Raw genomic sequence first — 21,484 nt, forward strand, 5'->3', positions numbered from 1 at the left:
ACCAGCCCGCCCCACCAGCCAGGGACCGCAGAGTCATCAGCGTCACCGGCGTGCGCTGGGAATGCCGCCGCTACGCAGCCCCCTGGATGACCGCACACCTGTCCCGCAGCGTCATCGTCCGCCGCTGCGGCGCCGACACCATCAACCTGCTCGACCCCACCACCGGGGCCATCCTCGGCACAGCGCACGCCGACGCCGCAACCCTCAACGCCCCGCAGCAACCGCAGCAGCCCCCAGCCGAACGAGAGCCGCTTTCCGACCAGCAGGAGAACCTATGACCACGACCCCGACAGCCGCACTCGACGACGCATCGATCGGAGAACCCGACTTCTACCTCAACCTCACCGACGCCCGCATCGTGGCAACCGAAGCACTCCTCGAAGCCAGCGAGAACATCGCCGATACCATCGAAGCCCGCGCCATGTCGTGCTTCTACGGCGACGCCGGCCTCGGCAAGACCTTCTCCGTCCTGGCCGCGCTCAAGGAAGTCGCCGCAGACCGCGTCCTGCTCCTGCAGTTCCGCTCCCGCCCCACCCCCCGTGACATCCGGATGGAACTGTTCACCGCACTGCGCCTCGAAGGCGAACCCCCCTCCCACCCCAGCGAGTTCGACCGGCTCCTCAAGCGCACCCTGGCCCGCAAGCCCTACGTCATCGTCTGCGACGAAGCACAGCAGTTCAGCCGCGAATGCTTCGAATTCGTCCGCCACCTGTGGGACACCGGCAAGGGCCCCACCCGCCCCGCCGTCCTCTTCGTCGGCGGCGAGGAAGCCTACAAAACCCTCTACAGCGAACCCGCCCTCGCCTCACGCATCTACATCTGGCAGGAATACACCCCCATGGACCCCGCCGAGGTCCAGCGCAACATCCCCCTCTTCCATCCCATCTGGGCCAATGCCCCGGCCGAACTCATCGAGTACGTCGACGACGAAGGCGGCGCCGGAACCTTCCGCATGTGGTCCAAGATCACCTACCACATCCTCGAAGGCATGAAGCGCCGCGGCCTCATCGAAGTAGACGAGACCATCGCACGCTGGGCCATCCGCCGCGCCCTGCCCAGCCGCGGCAAGCCCCGCCGCCCCGTCAAGGACGCCGGGTGACAACCACCTCCACCCAGGCGCACCACTACCTGAACCTGCCCGACGCCCGCACCGTGACCACATCCACGGTGCGGGCCGCCGCCGACGCCCTCGACACCACCATCGCCCAGCAGGGAATGCTCTGCATGGTCGCCGACCCCGGCGTCGGCAAGACCTTCACCCTCCACACCCTCCTCGACCAGCGGCCACATCTGCCCTCCCTGCGCCTGCTGGCCCGCCCCCAAGCCCGCCCGGACGACCTGCGCCACAGCCTCTACCGCGCACTCGCCCTCCCCGGCACCCCACCCAAAGACCCCGGCATCTGCGACGACTACCTCCGCCACGCCCTCCACCCCGCCCACCGGATCCTCGTCATCGACGAAGCGCACCAACTCTCCGCCTCCTGCATCGAGTACATCCGCTACCTCCACGACGACCCCCTGCCCCGTATCACCGTCGCTCTCCTCGCCAGCCGGCCGCGCCTCCGCACACTGCGTTCCCAGCCCTCCCTCGTCCACCGCGTCACCACCTGGCACCCCATGGAACCCCTCACCCCCGCAGAAGCCCTCACCGCGATCCCCGACCTTCACCCCCTGTGGCAGCACGTCCCCCACACCACCATCAGCCAGCTGGACACCTGGGCCGGCGGAAACCTCCGCCGATGGGCCGCACTGACCCACCGGCTGCTCACCACACAGCGCCGCCACCCTCACCAGGCCATCGCCCCGGCAACCCTCCTCACACGGCTGGCGCCCACCCGAGCGGTGGCCGCATGACACCCACCAGCCCCAACACCCCCGGCGACATCCGCAGGTGGACGCCCCAGTGGTCACCGAGCCAGACGAATCCGGACCTGCCCCCCATCACGATCATCAGCGACCCGGATGACCTGCCCGCCTGCACCGCAAGCGCTCTCAGCGCCCACCGCCCCGACCACGGCCAGGCCACCATCCATCCCACACCTCTGGCCACCGCGCCTGCCTACCTCGCCCATGACCTCATCCGCGCCCTCGACAAGCACTTGCCCACTTCCGACACAGACCCGCCCTGGTGGACCAGCAACGCAGACGAGTCCTGGCGCATCGCCGTGGCCTGGACCCAAGCCCTCAACATCACCCACTACGTACTGACCCGTGCCCACCGGATCCCCAGCCGCCACTGGGAACACCTCATGGCCCTCCGTGAGCACACCGGGATCCACCTGACCCTCATCGTCAGCGGCCCCACCCCCACCGCACTCAACGACATCCTCGCCACCGTCGCCCACCACACGATCACCGACCTCGACGAGGCCCGCACCCACCTGACCCCCACACATCACCTTGCGGCACCCCCGCCGCATCGTGGTCGGAACACCACTGCCTTCCCGCCAGCCCAGGACGAGCAGTGGTACCAGCTGCCCCCACGCCCCAAACAGCCACCCGGCCGACCCAACGAGCCCAGCGAAAGCAACCGCGGCACACCAACCCAACTGGCCTCTACACACAATCGCCCCCACGCCATCTCCCTGGAAGCCTTCACACCAGGGCAAACCCTGCCCGCAGCCATCGCCCAGCGCATCCACACCCGCATCGCTCACCCGGTCCACGCTGCCGCAGTGGCTCTCAGAGCCGTGACCGGCTACGAAGCCGACCAACTGCGAGCCCTGACAGATACCTCACCCAAAGCCCACCCCAGGCCGACCATCCCCCAAGACCTTCCCGACTGGGTCGATCCTCTGATTCGTGCCGTCGACGCCTACATGCGACTGGAGAGCCCCGCCCGGCAAGGAAACCCGTTCACCCTGTCCCCCTGGGACAGACACGACGTCGCACACGCCACGGAAACCTGCCGCCTCCTCGCACCACTCCCCGCCCAGCGAGCAACCCGCAAACGCCGTCAGTCACGGCGAACACCAGCATGAAGGACCAGCGATAAACGCCTTCCACGCGATCGACGCCCTCCTCGCCACCGCCCACCCCCCGCTGCCGGCTACTGACGAACGACGCCGCCTACGCCTCCGGCTCTGTCTCGAGACCGAACCCGTTGCCCAGGCCCTGGGCGTCACCACCGACACCCTCACCTCCTGGGAACAGGGAAGCGAACCCGACGGCATCACACGCGTCAACTACGCCTACTTCCTGATCAGAGCCCACATGCTCGCCCCACCCGAGAACCCCACCCCCAGCCCCGCCGATCACAGCGCATCCCCGCACCAGCCACCCCGCCCTACTCCTGCGACGGCTCCCACACGGCCGCCCCGGCCACGCGCAGCCCTACCCCCAGCCGATCCCATCGCCGACACAGTCACCGCCGCACTGCAGTACTACGGCGGCGACCGAGACAGGACGAAGAAGGAACTCGTCAACCGAGCGATCCCGCACGCGGTCCGCCTGTTCAACCAAACCCGCGTGGGCGCCCGTTACGACGTCGTCGCCCACCCGCCGATGCCCGACATCCTCACCCGAACCAGCCCGCAGGCACCCGACAAGATCTGGGAAGCCCGACCTAACTGGGACCGCCCCGAAGGCCCTACCGGTGCCACCCCTGTTGCAGCCCTGGACATCAACGGCGCCTACCTGTCCGCGCTCAAAGCACACCTACCACTGGGCCGCCTCGAACACCGCGTCGGCGCACCGCACGACCGCCGTCGCGCAGGCGTCTACTTCATCACCCCATCCCAGTGGGAGCACGGAGCCTACCTTCCCAACCCCCTCGGAGCACGCCTTGAGAACGGACCCCTATGGGTCACCGAACCCACCCTGAGACTGCTCCTGCACCTCTCACAGGACCCCACACCGCTCTGCGAACCACCAGTGATCCACGAGTCCTACACCTCAGGATCCACCGAGCACATCTTCGAGAAGTTCCGCACACTCCTCAGAGACGCACGAGCCACAGCGCTGCAACGAGGCGACGAGGTCACCCTCGAATACGTCAAGAGCATGTACTCCAAGTTCGTCTCCACCATGGGCGATTCCACCTTCAACCGGGAACTCCAGCGCCCCGACTGGATGCACATCATCCGCTCCCAGGCCTTCGCCAACCTCTGGCGTAAAGCACACCAAGCGCACCGCGAAGACCTCACCGTCGTCCGTGTCTGCGGAACAGACGAACTCCACGTGCAGGGAGACTGGCGTCGCATCTTCACCGAAGGGCGCGCCCTCAATGAGGTCAAGCTCAAAGGCGAACCCCAGCAAACCGAACAAGACGTCTGACCCAGTCTCGAGCGGAAACCTCCCCCCATCAGGCAGGTGACACATCCGGGGCCGGACGAGCGCCGCTGACGACCCTCACGGTTCACCCAACCGCGGGTGAGTGAGAGCTCGCTGTTGGGGGAGAGGGAGCGGGGCTGAAGAGCCGGGCGACCACGTCCTAGCGACATCTCCGCCCACAGCAACTGAACCCCGTCGTCAACACGGCCGTTGTCGCCGAGAAGTGGACGCCGCCGCGTGCGGGGCGAGCGCTGCTCGGCGTTCGCCCCTTCGGGTACGGGCCCAGTACCGGGAAGGCCTGGGGGTAGATCACGGGGGTGGGGGCATGCGGGTCTTGAGCGCTTGGGGGCGCTCTGGATAGGCAAGGCCTGCTGGATTTCCCCCCGGCAAGGTTCTTGGGTGGATGAACGGCCTGCACCGACCTGGTGCGGGCTGTTCCGCATGTGCCGGTGCCGGGTTTCTGCGCGTGGGGCAGATGGATGCTCCCGTGGTGTTACAGGCACTCGACGCGCCGAACGTCTCAACAGCTGGGAGACCGCCGCCTACCAGGCCTGGGATGAGGACGTCCGGTTCTTCACCAGCGGCTGGACCACCAACTGGACACACCACGGTCCTTTCACCACAGCGGCCTGGGGGAAATGAGCAGTGTGTCGGGGGGCCGCGCTGTCTAGGGCGGCGCTACCGTCGACGGCAGCTCCACGGAGTCTTCGTCTTTAGCGGCGTGTATTTCCGTTGCGGCTCGTCGCGCTCACGTCCTTGGTCGGGCTCGCTGGCCTTGGGTGCTGGTGGTCGGCTGTGGTCTGTGCGGTTTCTTGAGGCGGAGGTCCTGCCAGGGAGTGATGAGGGAAGTCCCACGGCGACATCTCCGCCTACAGCAGCTAACCCCTGCCCCGGTGATGCCGTCGCTGGCGGGCAAACAAAACGCCGCGGCGCACGGGGCGAGCGTTGCTCGTCGTACGACTTTCGCGGGTGCTGGGCCGGTATCCGGGAAGACCGGGGGTGTAGATCACAGGACCGGGGGCATGCGGGGGTTGAGCGCATGGGACCGCTCTGGATAGGGCAGGGCCTGCCGGTCTCTCCCCCCGCTCCGGCAAGGTTCTTGGGTGGATGAACGGACCGCACCACTGGGTGATGGTGCGGGCCGTTCAGCATGTGCCGAAGCCCGAAGGCCACCGTCTTCGAGCGCGCCCTCACGCCATCGCACCGTTGCTCACCAGAGCAGCGATCCCGGCCGGGCCACTGATCCACAGTTGCTGTTCGTTGTGGTGGCGTAGGCAGGCGAGGTCGGACACAGGAGCGGCGGTGAGCAATGTGTGGACAGACTCCAAGGTGTGAGCGTTCCACAGCTGTACTCCGGTGCCGGTGCCTGCTGTGAGCAGCGGCGGCTTACCGTGCGATCTGACCACGGTCAGTGCGTTGACGGCGGCGTCAGCTTCCAGCGTGGCGTGAAGGGCCAGGTTCTTCCACAGAGAAATGGTCGACCCCGCGGCGATGGCCAGCATCTGGTTTCTGCGCCGGGAGGGCAGGCACACCATGCTGCTGGGCGCGGTCCCCGCCCGCTGTGTGAGGAGCTCGTCTCCCAGGGCGAGGTCCCAGATGGTGATGCGTCCTGTGCGGCCGCCGAGGATGACATCAGGGCGGCCCGGTCCCGGGCGCCATACACCCAGCGTCTGGGGCATCTCTCCAGGACTCAGGGCAATGTGCCAGACAATCTCCCCGTCCAGGCGGTGTAGCGACAGGCCGGTGGGGGTGGCGATCACCCAGCCAGGCGCGTGGCGGCCGGGCAGCGCCGTCGTGCACCACGCCGATCGGCGTGGCAGGGGCACTGTGCCGATGGGGCGCGCTGCTCCCAGGCTCCAGCCGATCAGATCCTCGCCTGCGTGTACAGCGATGATGTCGGGGTGCGCCGGGAACGCAGCAACCGACTGGACGTGCGGCACCGGCAGCTCGGAGACGACGTCAGGGCCGTCATCGGACAGCAACACCGCTTTCTGGTCACGGACACCGGCGACCGGGCCGATTCCGTCGCCTGGGGAGCACAGGCTGGTGACGTGACCTGTCGGGCGCACTACCCTGCGCCGCTGCAGAGCAGGGGCCTGTGGTCGGCTCGCCCACTGTGGCACGGTCAGGCGGATTCCCTCCTGCCCGGCGGTGACGATCGTCCAGGACATAGCGTGACTGGCGGGAACAGCGGCCACCTCGTGGACGGTCCCGCTCGGATAGGGCACTGTGGCCACTGCGGTGCTGCTCGACTGTGCAAGGTCGTGAATGCTCAGAGTGTCACTGCGCTGAACGCCCAGAACCTGATGCCCCTCTGCGCCGGTAAGGGCGTACATGTGGGAAGCCACGCCCCCGATCCCCGAGACCCTCGTGCGGGTGTAGGGGTCCCATACGTAGATTCCGTGCCGGAATCCGTGCTGTGTCACCAGCACGTCGTGACCTTCAGGCCCGTGTACGGCCACCAGGGACCGGCCCGAGAAGGTGTGGGGCATCTCCAGCGGGGCGACCGAGGCCTCCTCCGGGTCACACACCGCGACGTAGCGCCTGTTCGGGGGACCGGGAAAGGCCAGCAGCGCAGGCCTGTCCCGGCCGCGGACCACCACGAGGTCCGCTGCTCGCCGGGGCATGACCGCGAGGGGCAGGGCGACTTCGTGCAAGGTGTCCTCGGCCGGCCGCCATAGGTGAAGGCGGTCACCTACGACAAGAGTGAGGAGCCATTCCTCCTCTTCGTCCCGCAGAACGCGCACAGCACGCACCGGTGCGGCGAGCGCCGTACGGGGCAGAGCAGTGAGGCAGCGTCCGGACAACGGGTCCCATACGGCCGCGCCGTCCCTGCCCGCAGAAACCAGGAACGTTCGCCCGCCCCGCCCCTTGAGCGTCACCAGGCCCCGGAGCTTCGGCACCCGGATATGGACCAGTCGCTGACCGCTGGCGCCGTCCCACACACCCACTCCCGAGCCGGCGGCTGCTGCCACCAGAACGCGCCCGTCCGCGGCGACGAACGCACACAGAGCGTGGACCGTGCCTCGAGGAGAAGCCAGCACATTAGTGTTCGCCTGCCATTGCGACCATGTGGCGGTCCACGTCGGCGTCAGCGGCGCGAAGGCGGGTTCCGCCAGCGGCAACATCCATTCGTCGTCGAACCGGTGGCTCAGAGCAGCGCGCTGGAACGCGATGCTCGACAACCGTGACGGGCCGTCGACGCTGTCATCGAGGTACGGCTCGACCAGCGCCGCTGCCACCAGCGTGGGACGGCTTGGATCCTCCACCGGCAAAGGCAGCCGCAGCCGCGCCCGCAGAGTCCTTGAGGTCTCTTGAACCAGCAGCGCCGGCGGAACGTGCTCGTCGTTCATCACCGCGCCGGCATCCGCGTGTGCCAGCAGATACCGCCTGACGTAAGGATGGGCGGGCAGCGGTGCCGCGTCCTGCGCGAGCTGGGCGAGCTCGCGGGTGACTCCGCGGTGGGTACGGCGTGGATCGCCCAGCCCAGCCTGCTGTTGGGGCCCGTCCGCGGTGCCGGCCAGCAAGGACGCCGGGTCATTCAGCAGAGCTTCGGCCACCCGCTGGTGGACCGGACGGTAGGCGACCCGGCCGTCTTCGGCATCGTGAGCCAGGTAACCGGACAGCCGGCTGGCGTGCACAAGGCGGATGGCTGCATCCACATCCACTTCTTGCGGTACGTGCCCGTCCAGTAGCCCGCGGACGGCGGCCGGCCACACCTCCGCCCAGGGCAGTCCAGCACCCTGCCCGAAGGCCGTGGCCCGAAGTACGGCCAGTAGTACGAACGCGGGGATCTGGTGGTCGCGAGCCACATGATCAAGGTCTTCCCGCAGCAGCGCAGCGGTGCCCGATGCCAGCCGCGACAGCCACGTCGGATCGTCCAGGTCCTGGGCGCCGGGCGCGGCATGCAGCTGTGCCGCGGCAAGCCTGGCATCCAGGAAGGACGGCCACACCGACTCTGCGATCAGCCGCGAAGTCTCCTGCACCGCAGTCGGCGTTTTCCGGTACGCGGGCCCGTCGGCCAGCACAGCAGCGGCGTAGGCCGCGATGTCCTCGGCGCTGTCCGGCAGGTCCGTCCGTACAAGCCGGCACGCCACTGGCTGCTGCCCGTCCGATCCTTCCAGCGCCTCGACCAGAGCGCTCAGCAACTGATCGGCACGCTCGTCCCGCAGCCCGAGCGGCGAACCGCCCTGCTGCGGCGCGGAACTGCGCAGCCCCAGCAGCAGCCGCACCACAGGCTTGCCGTCAGCCGTGCGCAGCCTGCTCAGCGGCACGATGACATCGCTGAGACACTCCAGCGGCCGCTGCGCCTCATCAACCCCGTCGACGACCAACGTGACCGCGCGCTCCAGGGCTGCCGACTGGCCGACCAGCACATCCATCAACGTCTGCAGCAAGGGCGGGCCGCCATGCTGCCGTGAGTGCCCCAGGGCTTCCAGCAGATCCTCGAGCAGCATCAACGACGTCTTGGCCCGGACCAGGACCGCCGCGTTCACCGCTCCCACAGGCGGCCGCAGATCCTCAGGCACCTGCTCGACTGCCAGGGTGAAGCCGGGAGCGTTCAAGAACACCGGATCGCTGAAGGTGACCAGACGGGCCAGGAGTCCAGACTTGCCCGAACCAGCCGCGCCCGTCACCACCAGGACACCCGAGCCGCCGTCCACGAAACCGATCAGCTCACGCACCAAAGAGCTGCGGCCGCTGAAATACCAGCCGGCGTCCTCCTCACTGACCCGCCCCGAAGCCCGCGAGACCCAGTACTGCAGCACCTCGGGCGCCAGCGACACCTCCTGGCGAGCTGCAGCCACCACCGGCTCGACAGCCCTGAAGGCCGGATTGGGAAGACACGCACTCGCCACCGGCTTCCGCGACCGCGGCCACACCCATACCGGCTCGATCAGCTCCGGATGCTCCGCACTCACCTGCGCCAGAAGTTGCTCCCATTCCGCCAGCGACAGGTACGCGTTCACATAGCCCGCGGCCTCGTCCGCGGCCTTCGCCAGACTCAAGGCGATCAGCCTGGTGAACTCACCCACATACGGCTGCTCATGCACATCCCCACTGGTGATCACCGCGAGCGTCGGCAGGGCGCGGCGGGCAGCGGTCAGATCGTTGACGACGGCCGCCACCTCAGCACCGAGCGCGCCGGCGAAGCACGAGTCCATCAGAATCAGGACGTGCTCCGCCTCGCTGTCCAAGACCGCGGCGACCAGCTCCCGGGTCGGGAAAGCGGTCCCCAGCAGCCGCTGAGGGTCGGTCCCGGAGAACGTGAGGTAGTGGTGACTCGCCGCGCTCTTCACCCCGTGACCCGTGATGTAGACCACCAGGGCCTCGTCGTGGGCGGCCGACGCCAGATCCTGCTCCAGCAGGAACCGGCGCAGATCGTCCACCCGCTCCAGCTTTTCCGGCCGGGACACCTCAAAGCGATCTTTTTCGGGCAACTGGGGGGCGGTCAGCCAGTCAGTGACCACGGAAACCTGAGCACCGACACCATCAGCGAAGACACCGTCCTCGTCCCCGTAGTCAGCAACGCTGACGACGACGAGCCGCCGTGCCGCCACAACCGGCCCGTTCACCTGCACACCCATCCCGCCTTGTGAGCCTTGCCCGCCCAGTGACTCTAACGACCATCACCAGGCCCGACGTCCTGCCCGGCTGTCCGCAGTGTCTCAGCAAGGAGCCGGCCCGACTCGACCGGTTCTCCGCAGCGGCACAGAGCCGCTGCGGAGAACCGGCGAGCCGATGGCCCCGCACACGGAACAGACTCCCCTCACAAGGAGCCTCGTCCAGACTCCCAGCGAAGGGACGCCCGCCCGGCCGGCCCGCTGATGTGCAGCATGTTGTTCGGCTGCGTTGTCTGCGCGATGTGCGTGACCGGCGCGGCGGTCAGCACGCAGTGCACCAGCTCGCCGCTCAGCGGTTCCCACAACCGCAGGCCCGTGCCGTTGCCGGTGGCCACAAGCCACGTCCCGTCGTCCTGGCGCACGGGCGTGACCGCGGTGGTCAGCGGGGTGTCGATCCGCCCGACCGGCTTCCATGCGCCCGGGGCATACAAGGTCACCTCTCTCCCGGTGGCGACCGCCAGCACGGGAGCGCCTCCCTCTACGGGAACGACACAGGCACCCCGGCCTGCGGACAGCGTGAGCCCCACTCTCATGGCCACCGAACCGCTGGCCGCATCCCACGCGCCCATGCCTCTCTTTGCCACGCCGATGACCTGAACGCAGGCCGCCGGCGACGGATACGCCACCAGGTCGGTGACCCTGCCCCACGTCGACGGCTCCAGGAACCGGTGCTCCCCGGTGAGCAGGTCAAACACCCAGGCGCCGCCGCCGTCCGAGACGAACAGAGCGGGCCGGCCGCTGGCGAGTGTGACCGCCAAAAGCATGGGGGCATGGAAGTGAGTTCCCATGATCTGCTGGACGAGCCCGGCCCGCGGCTGCCACAGCACCAGCCCGTCACCGTGCGCCACGGCTACCATGGGGCCATTGCCCAGATCCGGCACTCCTTCTACGCGCTGCACCGGCGAGGAACATTCCAGGTGCTCCAGCGCCTGGCCGCTGACCGGATCCACCAGCGACACACCGGCGTCCTCGGCTACTGCCAGCCACTGCCGCCCGTCCGCCTCGCTGATGACCGCACTCACCTGCGCCCGGGCATTGGCCGGGACGGCTGGCCTCCGGCGCGACGGCGACGGGTCCTGCCCGCGCAGCAGCAGAACTCCTTCGTCGCTGGTTGCCGCCAGCCCCCAGGAACCGTCCTGCAGCGCCACAGCGGTGACCTGGGAACCAGGTGGGCAGGCGAAGCGCGCCAGTTCCAGCGGACTGGCGGCGGTGGTGTCCCAGACCGTGATCATGCCGGAGCTCCTCACCCCCAGCACCCGGCGGCCCTTGGGCAGTGTCAGCGTCACCGCCCCGTTTCCCCGTCCGGGAAGATGCCCCTTCACCTTCCCTTCGAAGGGATCGAACAGGTCCACCCTGCTCTGGCGCATCACGGCCAGCAGGTCATGACCGTCGGGCCCGGGCGCCGCCGCAATCCGAAGCGACGCAGCTGACAGCAGCGGAACCTGCGTTGTTTCCCCCGTGAGCGGGTCATGGAGCGCGAATTCGGAGTGATTTCTCAGCAGCCTCACCATGTGACCGGCAGGACTACGCAGCCAGGCGATCATGTTCAGGTGATGAGAGGGAGGAGCGTCCAGTTCCTGGTGCAGGTCCTCCGAAGGACGCCACAGCACGATGCCGTAAGCGGTCATGATGGCTACCTGCCACCGGTTGAGCCCGTCCCGCAGAACCTGGACGTGGTGGGCGTCCGACCCTCGCCAGGAAGCCAGTTCCCGCCCCGACAGCGGGTCGAACACTCCAGCTCCCTGCTGGCCGGCAGCTACCAGGAACGAACGGCCGCCGGTTGCTCTGATGACGCCCAGGCCCCTGGTCAACCCCGTGTTGATCTGCACCACCTGCTGTCCGCTCGAGGCATCCCACACCGCGATTCCGCGGCGCGTGCCGGCAGCGATCAAACTGCGTCCGTCCGCGGTGGTGACCGCGCACAGCGCGAAGACGTGAGAGTCGGGTGAAGCGACCACGTCGGCCCGCGGCCGCCACCGAACCCTCACCGGGGTCGTACCAGGACCAGGACCCAGGCCCGCGGCTGGACCGGCCAACGAGTCGGAACCATCCTCTGCCTCTGAGTCGCTACAGGCCGCCAGCTGGAACCGCACAGAACTCAGCCGGGACACCACATCGACCGACTCATCCAGATAGGGCTCGATCAGTCCGGCAGCCGACAGCACGCGGCGGCTGCCGTCCTCCACCGGCAAGGGCAGACCCAGCCGCGCCCGCACCGTCCCCGAACTCTCCCGTGCGGCCAGCAACACCGGCATGATCGAGTCATCCAGAACGCCTCCGGCATCGGCGTGGGCCACCGTGTAGCGACGCACATAGGGATGCGGCGCCCCAGGAGCGGCCCTGCGAGCGAGCTCCGCGCAAGCCTCAGCGATCGAGCGGTGCCCCTGCACGGGACCCGGCACCCCCTCCGCAGCCATGCCCTTGTCCGAACCGTAGGCAAGGTCGCCCGGATACCTCAGCAGAACCTCGCTCAGCCTCTGGTGAGCCGGCCGGTAGGTGACCCGGCCGTCCTCCTCACCCGTGACGAGGTAGCCCACCAGGCGACTGTGCCGCACCGTCCTGATGACGTCATCAAGCTCCCTCATCGCAGGCGCGCCCGCTCCCAGCAGCGCAGAGGCAGCCGCCGGCCACACCTCCGCCCACGGCAGCCCAGCGCCCTGCGCGAAAGCCGTGGCGCGCAGCACGGCCAGCAACACATCGATCCAGACGGACTCGTCCAAGGCGACTTGCCGCAGATCACTGCTGAACAACGCCAAGGTCCCCTGCAGCAGACGATCCCGCCACACCCCGTCATCCGTATCCTGTACCGCGGCCGCGGTCCGCAGCTGCGCCGCTGCCAGCCGCGCGTCGAGGAACGACGGCGCCACCGCCTGCGCAATGACTTCCGCCGCCTGTACGGCTGCCTCGTCGAGGTCGCGATAGGGGCTGCTCTCCTGCATCTGCAGCAGCGCCCGCACATACGCGGTGATGTCCTCGACGGTCGCCGGGCCGTCCGTACGCATCCGCGTCAGCGGGATTTCCTGCTCCACCACGCCCGCCCGCAACAGCTCCCGCAGGACACCGAGCAGCTGATCAGCCGCCGCATCACGCAGCTTTTCATCTCCGGCATCCAGAGCCGAACTGCGCATACCCAGCACCAGACGGACAGCAGGGCTGCCGTCCGCCCTCCTCAGCCTGGCCAGTGGCACGAGCACATCCGACAGCACAGAACGAGGCTGCTGCGCCTCATCGACACCATCAACCACGACAGTGACGGGCCTCAGGAAGGTGCCACTGGCTTCGACGAGCTGCGCCAGCAGCGTCTGCAAAGGAGGAACGCCCTGCACCGCCCCACTGAACGCGGACAGCAGATCCTCGAGCAACTCCAAAGTCGACTTCCCCCGGGCAACCACCGCCGCATCCACCGACCCGAGGCCGGGACGCAGCTCCTCAGGGACCGCACTGACCACATCTGCGAACCGGGACTCGAGGACAAAGTGGGGGTCGCTCAGCGTCACCAGCCGGGCCAGCAGAGCAGACTTCCCCGACCCGGCCGCGCCAGTGACTGCCAGGACGCCCTCACCACTGTCAACGAACTCCACGAGCTGTTTCATCAGTGCCTGACGCCCACTGAAGTACCAGCCCGGATCGCTGTCACCGGTCCGGCCAGAGGCCCGGTTCAGCCAGTACTGGTCCAAGACCGGCGCAGACAGTGCCAACAGCTGCCGGGGCGCTTCCACCACCTGCTCCGCTAGCACAAAGTGAGGGTTGGGCAGACACAGGCTCGGAACGTTACGACGAGAACGCGGCCACACCCACACCGCCTCGATCAGCCCGGGATTCTCCTCACCCACCGCCCTGAGAAGCCCTTCCCACTCCTCGAACGACAGATGAGGAGCAGTGAATCCCGCGGACTCGTCGCTCGCCTTCGCCAGCGCCTTACCGAGTAGCTCGGTGAACTCACCCACACGTGGGGACTGATGAAACTCCCCACTGGTGACAACGGCCAGAGTCTTCAGGCCTCTCCGGGCGACGGACAGGTCCTCCAGGAGCTTGCTCAGCTCGCTGTCCAGGCTGCCGGCAAAGCAGGAGTCGACCAGCACCAGCACATGCTCCGCCTCGCTGTCCAACACCTGAGTGATCAGCTCGCTCGTCGGGAACGCCGTTCCCAGAAGACGGTCGCCCCAAGTGCACCCGAAAGTCAGATAGTGACGACCTGAAGGCCCGCGCACGCCATGTCCGGTGATGTAGACGACCACCGCCTCGTCCCACTCCGGCTGCGTCAGCTCCTGCTCGACCAAGAACGCACGAAGATCCTCCACCGAGCTGAGCTTGGACTGCGCAGCCTCGAAACGCCGCCCGGCGTCCAACCCCGGATCCGCCAGCCAGTCGGTGACCGATTGCACCTGTCCGCGAATCTTGGCGGCGAACCCTTCGTCCCCAGTGAAGTAGTCATCCACCGCAACGATCACCAGCTGTCGAGGCCCCCGCACCGCCACACCCGCCCACACCCCTGAAAACCCGCCCTTGCCCCTGCACCCTAGCCACCTCGCATCGGTACCCGGATACGATTCCCACGGCAGGGGCCCTCGCCGGGCCCGGACTCGGGGGAGAAACAACGCCATGCACATCATCGGGATCCACGGCATCTGGCAAGGCAAGACCACCAGCACGAATCTCTCCGCTGAATGGTCCGCGGCCCTCGCCAAGGGCCTGCGGACCCACCACGGCCCCGCCTGCCCTCTCCCGCCGCTCACCGTCGCCTACTACGGGCACCTCTTCCGCACCCCGAGCCGACACCTGAGCGCACCCGACGGAGCCCCTCTGGTCGAGGACGGCGAGCCCTTCACCGACGACGAAGAAAGCTTCGTTCTCGACACTCTCGCCGAATACATCCCACCGGGAACCGACACTCAAGACATTCCGACGGACACTCTCGGCCTGGGCATCCCCTACACCCCCCTCCCCGTCGCTCAGGCGCTCGCCGCAGCCGACCGCACCCTCGGCCGAGGCCTCGGCCGCCACCTGCTCAAGCCCATACGCCAGGTCTACCGGTACCTCCACCACGACATCGGCGACCGCATCCGCGAAGAAGTCCGCACCGAACTCCACCGCCCCGACCCTCGCCTCGTCATCGCCCACTCCCTCGGCAGCGTCATCGCTTACGACATGCTCACCCGCGAGGACGCCGGCCCCGGCCCGGACGGCCTCACCACTTTGGTCACCTGCGGTTCCCCTCTGGGCTGGCCGACCGTGCGCCGCTCACTGGGATGCGAAGACGGCCTGAGCCTCTCAGCGAGCATCGACTGGGTGAACCTCCGAGCCGAAGGCGATATCGTCGCCCACTGCGGGCTTGCATCCCTCGGACCAGCCATCCGAGAGGAAGTCGTCCACAATGGCGTCGCCGAACCGCACGCAGCCACGCGCTACCTCCGCCAGCAGACATTGGCCGACGTCGTAACCAAAGCCAGCAGCCTCTGACACCAGACAGCCAGAGGCTGGGGCTGCAGATCCTCAGCCATGAGCCGGCCACCAGGTCGTCGCCTCGGATCGCGGTGATGCGCCCCCCTCGGGGCAGGCGATGCCGTACTCGCTGCCGTTCGCCACGGGGGACGGCGCTTACCGGGTCGACCAGCGGGCGTTGAACATCCTGCGGGACCGGGGCACCCAGAACCACCTTCCGCAGAACGGCGCGAAATAGACGTTCGCCCAAGTCGGCCCCTGCCGGAAGCGCCCGCCCCCTGGGCGGTCGTTTCCGCCGGGCTGTCACTGCCCGCTTCTAGTCTCTGGGCCATGACATCAGCGAGGCCCAAACGGCCGGTCACTGAACTCCCGGGCGATCCCGCCCGCTTGCACCTCCACTACGGCCATGGCCATCCGGCAGTCTCCTACGACTTTGAGGACACGCTGGAACCTTGGCACGTCACCGTCACTTACGGGCTATCAGGAGACGAAGAGTGGGACGACGAAGGGGCTACGGACAGCCACGCTCCCGCCCCCGGTAGCAAGGTGGGGCGCCTCATCCTGTGGAGGCTGCGTGATTACACCAGCGACAGCCGGTGGGAGGCCGCCGACGCCGAGTCCGGCGACCTCGAAGTCATGGTCTCGGCGGTTCTTGGCCGATCCGGGCACCACGGTTACAGCGCAGCGTTCGAGAAGGTGGTCACCCAGCCAGTCGGTGATCTGCTGCTCCTCGATCGCGTCAGTCTGGACAAGGCATGGAGGGGCTTCGGGCTGGGGCCCGTCGTGGCGGCCGAAGCCATCCGCCGCCTGTCCGGCGGGTGTTGTGCGGTCGCGGTATACCCCGCCATGGGGGAGTATCCCGAAGACCGCGAGCAGGTCAGCGAGGCCTACCGCCGCCAGGCGAAGAAGAAGATCGCCGCCCTGTGGCAGAGCATCGGCTTCCAGCCGTTCCGCCGTGGCGTCTGGCTCCTGGACACCGCCCTGCGCCAACCAGAGGAGGCCCTACAGGCTCGCCGCGCCGATCTGAACGCGCTCAGCGCAGCCTTTCAGCGGACCAGCCGGTCAGAAAACAATCGCTCGGAAGGCTGACCTGCTGGCTCTGCACCGCCGTAGAAGTCAGCGTCGGCCAGGACACGCAGGACATCGACGAGGCCATGGTCGAAGCGAACCTCGCACGGCGGCTGGAGTGATTGACCCGGAGACAGCTGGATGATCCGCGCTGAGTGGAGTGGCGCGTGGGCCGACCCCATCGGAGCGCTTGCGTGACGACAGCTCCGAAGCGCCGTGGAGAGACCGGTGTCGGCCCAGGCTTTGGTGATGCGGGGGGGGGCCTTCGGCGATGCCCGCGAGCAGACGCTCCGGCCGCCAGACCGCTCAAACCGCCATCGCAGCGGGATCGTTCCACCCGTGCTCGACGTGTGGGCCCCAGGTGTCAGCTTCGATAGGGCCGGTGAGGTGTCCTGCCGGTAGGCCGGGCAGTGGGAGCATCCCATGACGGTCGCCGCGCCATGCTCCAGCAGCGGCGCGGCGCCTGCGTCATGGGGAAGTGCCGTTCTGCAGCTCGGCGCGTAGACGGTGGGTGACCTGCCGCCACCGGCGGGCCTGCCCCCGGACGGGAAACCACGACTGTGCGGTCTCGGTGTCCAGGTTGCTGAGCTCGTCGAGCCTGCGGACGTACTCTCCGGCCTCAGTTGTCCGATGGTGAGAAGCAGAGAGCTGGATGAGGTGGTGCAGCCGGTGCGCGGCCCGATAGTAGGAGACCTGGGGATCACTGAGACGGCGCACCGCGTATCCGCCGCACTTGCTGCACGGATCGAATTCCTTGTTGCCCAGCAGTTCTTCGATACTTGCTCTGTCGTCCCGGTGGTCGACCCCGCCGCCGTAGGGGCGTCGGTGCGCGCAGCCGGGGGAGTGGGCCCGGCCCTGGAAGCGGCCGGACGCGTCCGTGGTGTATGCCTGCACCGACGCGAGCACCCCCAGCGGAAGGCCCGAGCCGTCGGGCCAGTGCTCGTCCTCCGCGGACGCGAAGGGTTCCAGATCCAGCTGCTCCATCGCCAGCAGTCCGTTCCACACGGCCGCAGCGAAGGGCCTGAGCGGATCTCCCTGCCGGTCGTCGCGGATGGCCTCGAGATCACGCAGGTCTGCCACCGAGCGTGCCAGGACCAGAGATTTCAGAGCCTTCCTGACGTCCTGGCGTCCCTCACACAGACGCACCAGCACCCGCTCACCCTCCGCCGCGCTCAGGCGCCGGCCGAAATCCTCCTGCTCCGGGTCGTAGACATGGCGAGCCCATACCCCGTCGTCCTTGGGTGCCTCCCCAGCCCTCGGCAAGGAGGTTTCAACCAGGGCGTCGGGAAGGTCACTGGCGGCGGCAAGGATCACGCCCTGCCATCCGGCCGCGCAGCGCTGTTCCAGAACACCCAGCGTCACCACTTCCACGCCGGCGTCCATACCCAGCACCGTGTACAACTGCTCCGCGTCCCCTGGTGTGCCGCGCAAGGCCCGCAGATGCTCCTTTTTCACCAGACGGCGGCCATGCACTGGAGTGTCGTCAAACACCCCGGGCTGCAGCCAGCCGTCCGCCTCCAGCGCTGCGGACCCGTCCCCAGCCTCGGGTGCTTCCTCGGCCAGGAGCTCGTAGACGAGCACGGAAGGCTGCGACAGCAGACGGGCAGCCACTGGTTGCGGTACCCGCAGCGAGAAAACCGGCTGAGCGGATTGCCCCCAGTCCACCGAGACCGTGTACGAGGCAAGCGCCCCCTGTTCCCACTCACTGAGCCGGTCAAAGGCAGACTCACCCCTGCCGGCGGCTGCCGGGGCACCGTCATCGGCAAGACGCCCTACCAGGACCCGCTGTCCGTCCTCGGCCGTGGCCGACCGTGCAGCCGCCTCCCACACGCCCAGCAGGGTTTGGGCATGCTCCAGCATCCGGTCGCACCCCTTGCGCCGGCTGCTCATCCCGCGGGCCAGGTGGTGGACGAGGTACTCCTGCTCACGCGGATGGTCCCAGCTGCTCTCCACCCTGCTGCGCCACCGCTGCCACAGAGATGTCAGCTCGCTCGCCGTCTCCGCCGGTGTGCCCAGCAGGGCGAACGCGGGGTCGTCGGCAGGGATGTCCGGCTCCTTCATGGCCGACACCGCCGCTGCCAGGGCGAGTGCGCCCGGGGCGACCAGCCGCCCGGCCCGGGCGCGTAGTACCTGAAGATGATCGGCCTTGCGCTGCACCTTCGGCTCGGCCCAGGACCTCAGCCAGGGAAACAGATCCAAGACATGGTGCACGCGGTGCAGGCTGGTCAGCGCGTCGAGCCATTCGGCGAAGACGGTCTCACGCACCTGCCGGGCTTCCTGTAGCTCCTCCCAGTTCTCGTCGTCCTCCTCCTCGGCTCGAGCACTCTCGTCGCTGTCCGAAGAGACCGGGAGGAGCAGGCAGGCCGCCTCGTCCACTTCCTCGTCGCCGAAGCTGTCTTCGTCCGCCTGGCAGAAGCGGCCCAGTTCGTACAACAGCCCCAGGTCGGTGACCGCGTCCAGGAAAATGGCCAACCCCGTCCCGGGACGTGCCCAGGAACCGTACGCCGCGCACTGGGTACACAGCTTGCCGATCACCGAAGCGTCCAGCCGCACCTCCCGCTGCGTGGCACGGGCGGAACGCAAGTACGAGCAGGAGGACTTGGAGTGCAGCTTCACTTCCCTGCCCTGTGCCGACCACACGGTGACACAGGCACCCTCGAACGGACCGAGCGGCACATCCGGCGTCAGCTGACCGTACGTCATACAACCTCCCCCTGGCGGTGGCGTGAGCATAACCGTGGCCACTGACACCGACATCCCACCGCCGGATTCCCGCCATTCACTCAGGCACAGCAGGGCGGCTGAGCGCGCTCGCGAGACCTCCGCCGGCATCCGCCTCGCCCAGCCGATGTGCAGTCGAAGCGCATCCGAGGAATGCGGCGCTCGGTCGGCTGTACGCGCACATCTTTCCGTCACCTGCGAAGACGGCCGCGCATCGCCCGATCCGGCCGGGCGCACCCCAGCACTTGCCTTGGCTCCCCGACACCTGTGGCAAACAGGGGCGCTGATACGGAAACGCCGCCGACGTCCGCCACCACGTGCGAGCCCGCCACGCCCTCGGCTGATGGGCGGCGCAGCACACCTCTCCGGAGAAGACGATCCCGCACCTCCCGGAGCAGTTGCTCGGGTGCTGTGCTTCGATCAGCAGATCCGCCGTTTCCGGGCTGTTGGGAGCGCCTGGCCGCCCCCTTTTCGGCCATCGACTTTCCTGAGTCGGACGATCGACAGGCTTCTGACGTACGTCATCGGCATACGACGGAGGCGGCCTGGCTCACGCCGGTCGCCCGCTCCGGCGCGACCGAGGCTGGCTTCATCGCCCGCTTCGCCCCCGCGACCGGACACAGACGGGTCATCCGGCAGGGATCCCGGCGGGGTGGCACCGGCGCGCTTTGCGTCCTGAGCCGCACGGGCATGCCGCGTTCTTGGCAACGCTGCGTCCAGGGCCCGCGGGTCGTTGAGGCTCGCTGCGCCGCACCATGTTTTCGCCACGCCTGCGCCACCGCTGAAGCGGCAACGGGAGGGCATCAGCGTGCTCGAGAACCCACGGGCCCACCGCGCTGAAAGCCTCATCCTGCGAGCCGCTGGAGAACTCGAGGATCTCTTGTGCACTCCCTTTCAGCAGCAGACCGGCCACGGTGGGGTACTGCTTGCCGGTGAACGCCTTCATGCCCTGCACGCGGAAGACGTCCTTGGCGAAGGCCGCCCCGGCGATCAGCGCCGCCCCGGTGACCACGTCTCCCTCACCCTCGTCGTCGATCCGGTTGAACAGACGGATCAGCACCTTCTCCGCTTCGCTCACCGGCAGTTCCCCCTCGCGCGCAAGGGCATCGGCGAACCGGTCCCGGACCTCATCGGGGGAGCGGTAGGAGAACTCGTCCGCATGTCCCTGGTGCTCGAAGTGCAGGGTATGAACACCTGGCTGCAGGCCCGATTCGTGGGCGATCACGGAGCTGGTGGACTCAAAGCCCACGAACCGCACCACGGCATCCCGCACGGTTCCCTTGCGGAACTCGTCCCCCAGACGAGACTGCGGCGAGAACAGGTAAGGGCACACCTGAGCCGCGTACAGAGCGCACACCTCGTGCACGGGCGCCTCTCCCGCGACGGCCTTCGGCAGTGGACCTTCCTGGAACACCATCTGCCAGCGCAACTCGTCAGCGAAGGGCATACCGCACACGGCGCACCAGTCGAACGTGGCCAGGGCGAGCTTGCGCCGCTCATTGATCGATCCGAAGTCCACCTCCTGCGGACTCCGGTCGATCGTTGCGATCACCGGGTAGCCCCGATGGTCGACCGACAGGTGCTTCATACGACACGGCAACTCAACCGTGCTCTGCGGTGTACGCCTCATCCCAACCCCCTTCCAACCGGCACGCTCTCGGTGCCCACCCCTCCAACGAACCGCACCATCATGCCCTTGTAGCGACGCACAGCCGACACGTTGGACGGAGCCTCCGACGCTCGACCCTCGGTCAATGGCGGTATTCGTACCGGTGGAGTCGTGAGCGGGCGTCGGTTTCGGCGGTGCCAAGGCCTTCAGCCATCCTGGGCCAGGGGATTTCGTCGCCCTACATGGCGATGCGCGCCGCCTGCGGTCCGACCAACTCGACGATCGCCTCGAGCTCGTTCATGGCCTTCAGCGTCGCCAGCGGAGAATCGTCGACGAGACTCTGTAACCGCTTACTCAGCTTGGTTAGGAGGTCGGCGACCTCAGTCGGCAGCGGAACACTCCGCGCCTCGACGTCGTCGAGGTGAGCCGCCCAGTCCGCCGCCACTGCGGAGGTGTCGGACGGGCTAACAAAGGGGCTGATGTACTGGCTGCGGCTGATACAGCTGTCCGTCGGCCAGCTGCTCGATGAACGCCGTCGCGTTCAGCTTCCCGCCGCCTCTTGGAAGCTGTGGGGTCGGCCAGGCCGACGGCGTCGTCGACCACCGCACGGGGGATCTCGGTGGGCGGCTTGCCCTTCTCGATCTGTACGGGTGCCGATCGCGTCATACATGCGCCGTGAGAGCTGCTCGATGGAGGGGTCCGCGAATACACCGCCGCTGATGTCTTCCTCCAGTGTCTTCAGGTAGTC

The 21,484-nt window shown here is 68.0% G+C and carries 12 protein-coding genes; 7 read left to right on the forward strand and 5 right to left on the reverse strand.

Annotated features, from left to right (window positions below; translation table 11 throughout):
• Nucleotides 1–86 precede the first annotated feature (86 nt).
• The 5 genes from ACZ4VW_RS26080 to ACZ4VW_RS26100 all read left to right on the forward strand — a co-directional run bounded on the left by ACZ4VW_RS26080 (nucleotide 87) and on the right by ACZ4VW_RS26100 (nucleotide 4,275).
• Complete coding sequence (locus tag ACZ4VW_RS26080) at nucleotides 87–278, forward strand: hypothetical protein (RefSeq protein WP_467966403.1); 192 nt, start codon at nucleotides 87–89, stop codon at nucleotides 276–278.
• Nucleotides 275–1,099, forward strand: coding sequence for an AAA family ATPase (locus ACZ4VW_RS26085; protein ID WP_467966405.1), 825 nt, complete (start codon nucleotides 275–277; stop codon nucleotides 1,097–1,099). The genes ACZ4VW_RS26080 and ACZ4VW_RS26085 overlap by 4 nt, the downstream gene beginning before the upstream one ends.
• The gene (locus tag ACZ4VW_RS26090; protein WP_467966407.1) at nucleotides 1,096–1,854 is read left to right on the forward strand and encodes an ATP-binding protein; all 759 of its coding nucleotides are present in this window, start codon (nucleotides 1,096–1,098) and stop codon (nucleotides 1,852–1,854) included. The genes ACZ4VW_RS26085 and ACZ4VW_RS26090 overlap by 4 nt, the downstream gene beginning before the upstream one ends.
• Nucleotides 1,851–2,981, forward strand: coding sequence for a hypothetical protein (locus tag ACZ4VW_RS26095; protein WP_467966409.1), 1,131 nt, complete (start codon nucleotides 1,851–1,853; stop codon nucleotides 2,979–2,981). Before ACZ4VW_RS26090 ends, ACZ4VW_RS26095 begins: the two co-directional genes overlap by 4 nt.
• Nucleotides 2,982–3,468: 487 nt before the next feature.
• Nucleotides 3,469–4,275, forward strand: coding sequence for a hypothetical protein (locus tag ACZ4VW_RS26100; RefSeq protein ID WP_467966411.1), 807 nt, complete (start codon nucleotides 3,469–3,471; stop codon nucleotides 4,273–4,275).
• A gap of 1,187 nt (nucleotides 4,276–5,462) precedes the next feature.
• On the opposite strand, the gene ACZ4VW_RS26105 is transcribed toward ACZ4VW_RS26100, so the two are convergent.
• Together ACZ4VW_RS26105 and ACZ4VW_RS26110 are read right to left on the reverse strand one after the other, a co-directional pair.
• The gene (locus ACZ4VW_RS26105) at nucleotides 5,463–9,860 is read right to left on the reverse strand and encodes an AAA family ATPase (RefSeq protein ID WP_467966413.1); all 4,398 of its coding nucleotides are present in this window, start codon (nucleotides 9,858–9,860) and stop codon (nucleotides 5,463–5,465) included.
• A gap of 182 nt (nucleotides 9,861–10,042) precedes the next feature.
• Nucleotides 10,043–14,335: an AAA family ATPase gene (locus ACZ4VW_RS26110; RefSeq protein WP_467966415.1), complete on the reverse strand. Its 4,293-nt coding sequence runs from the start codon at nucleotides 14,333–14,335 to the stop codon at nucleotides 10,043–10,045.
• 163 nt (nucleotides 14,336–14,498) lie between these two features.
• Between ACZ4VW_RS26110 and ACZ4VW_RS26115 the strand changes: the two genes are divergently transcribed.
• Nucleotides 14,499–15,356 carry a hypothetical protein gene (locus ACZ4VW_RS26115; protein WP_467966417.1) on the forward strand — a complete coding sequence of 286 codons (858 nt, stop codon included), beginning with the start codon at nucleotides 14,499–14,501 and terminating at the stop codon, nucleotides 15,354–15,356.
• Nucleotides 15,357–15,725: 369 nt separating this feature from the next.
• Nucleotides 15,726–16,427 carry a hypothetical protein gene (locus ACZ4VW_RS26120; RefSeq protein WP_467966419.1) on the forward strand — a complete coding sequence of 234 codons (702 nt, stop codon included), beginning with the start codon at nucleotides 15,726–15,728 and terminating at the stop codon, nucleotides 16,425–16,427.
• 447 nt (nucleotides 16,428–16,874) lie between these two features.
• On the opposite strand, the gene ACZ4VW_RS26125 is transcribed toward ACZ4VW_RS26120, so the two are convergent.
• The 3 genes from ACZ4VW_RS26125 to ACZ4VW_RS26135 form a co-directional block, all read right to left on the reverse strand.
• Nucleotides 16,875–19,109 carry a hypothetical protein gene (locus tag ACZ4VW_RS26125; protein ID WP_467966421.1) on the reverse strand — a complete coding sequence of 745 codons (2,235 nt, stop codon included), beginning with the start codon at nucleotides 19,107–19,109 and terminating at the stop codon, nucleotides 16,875–16,877.
• 646 nt (nucleotides 19,110–19,755) lie between these two features.
• Complete coding sequence (locus ACZ4VW_RS26130; protein WP_467966423.1) at nucleotides 19,756–20,715, reverse strand: SEC-C metal-binding domain-containing protein; 960 nt, start codon at nucleotides 20,713–20,715, stop codon at nucleotides 19,756–19,758.
• A gap of 259 nt (nucleotides 20,716–20,974) precedes the next feature.
• Nucleotides 20,975–21,181 carry a hypothetical protein gene (locus tag ACZ4VW_RS26135; protein ID WP_467966425.1) on the reverse strand — a complete coding sequence of 69 codons (207 nt, stop codon included), beginning with the start codon at nucleotides 21,179–21,181 and terminating at the stop codon, nucleotides 20,975–20,977.
• Nucleotides 21,182–21,484 lie beyond the last annotated feature (303 nt).

It is taken from the genome of Streptomyces sp. NPDC029139 (assembly GCF_055564335.1).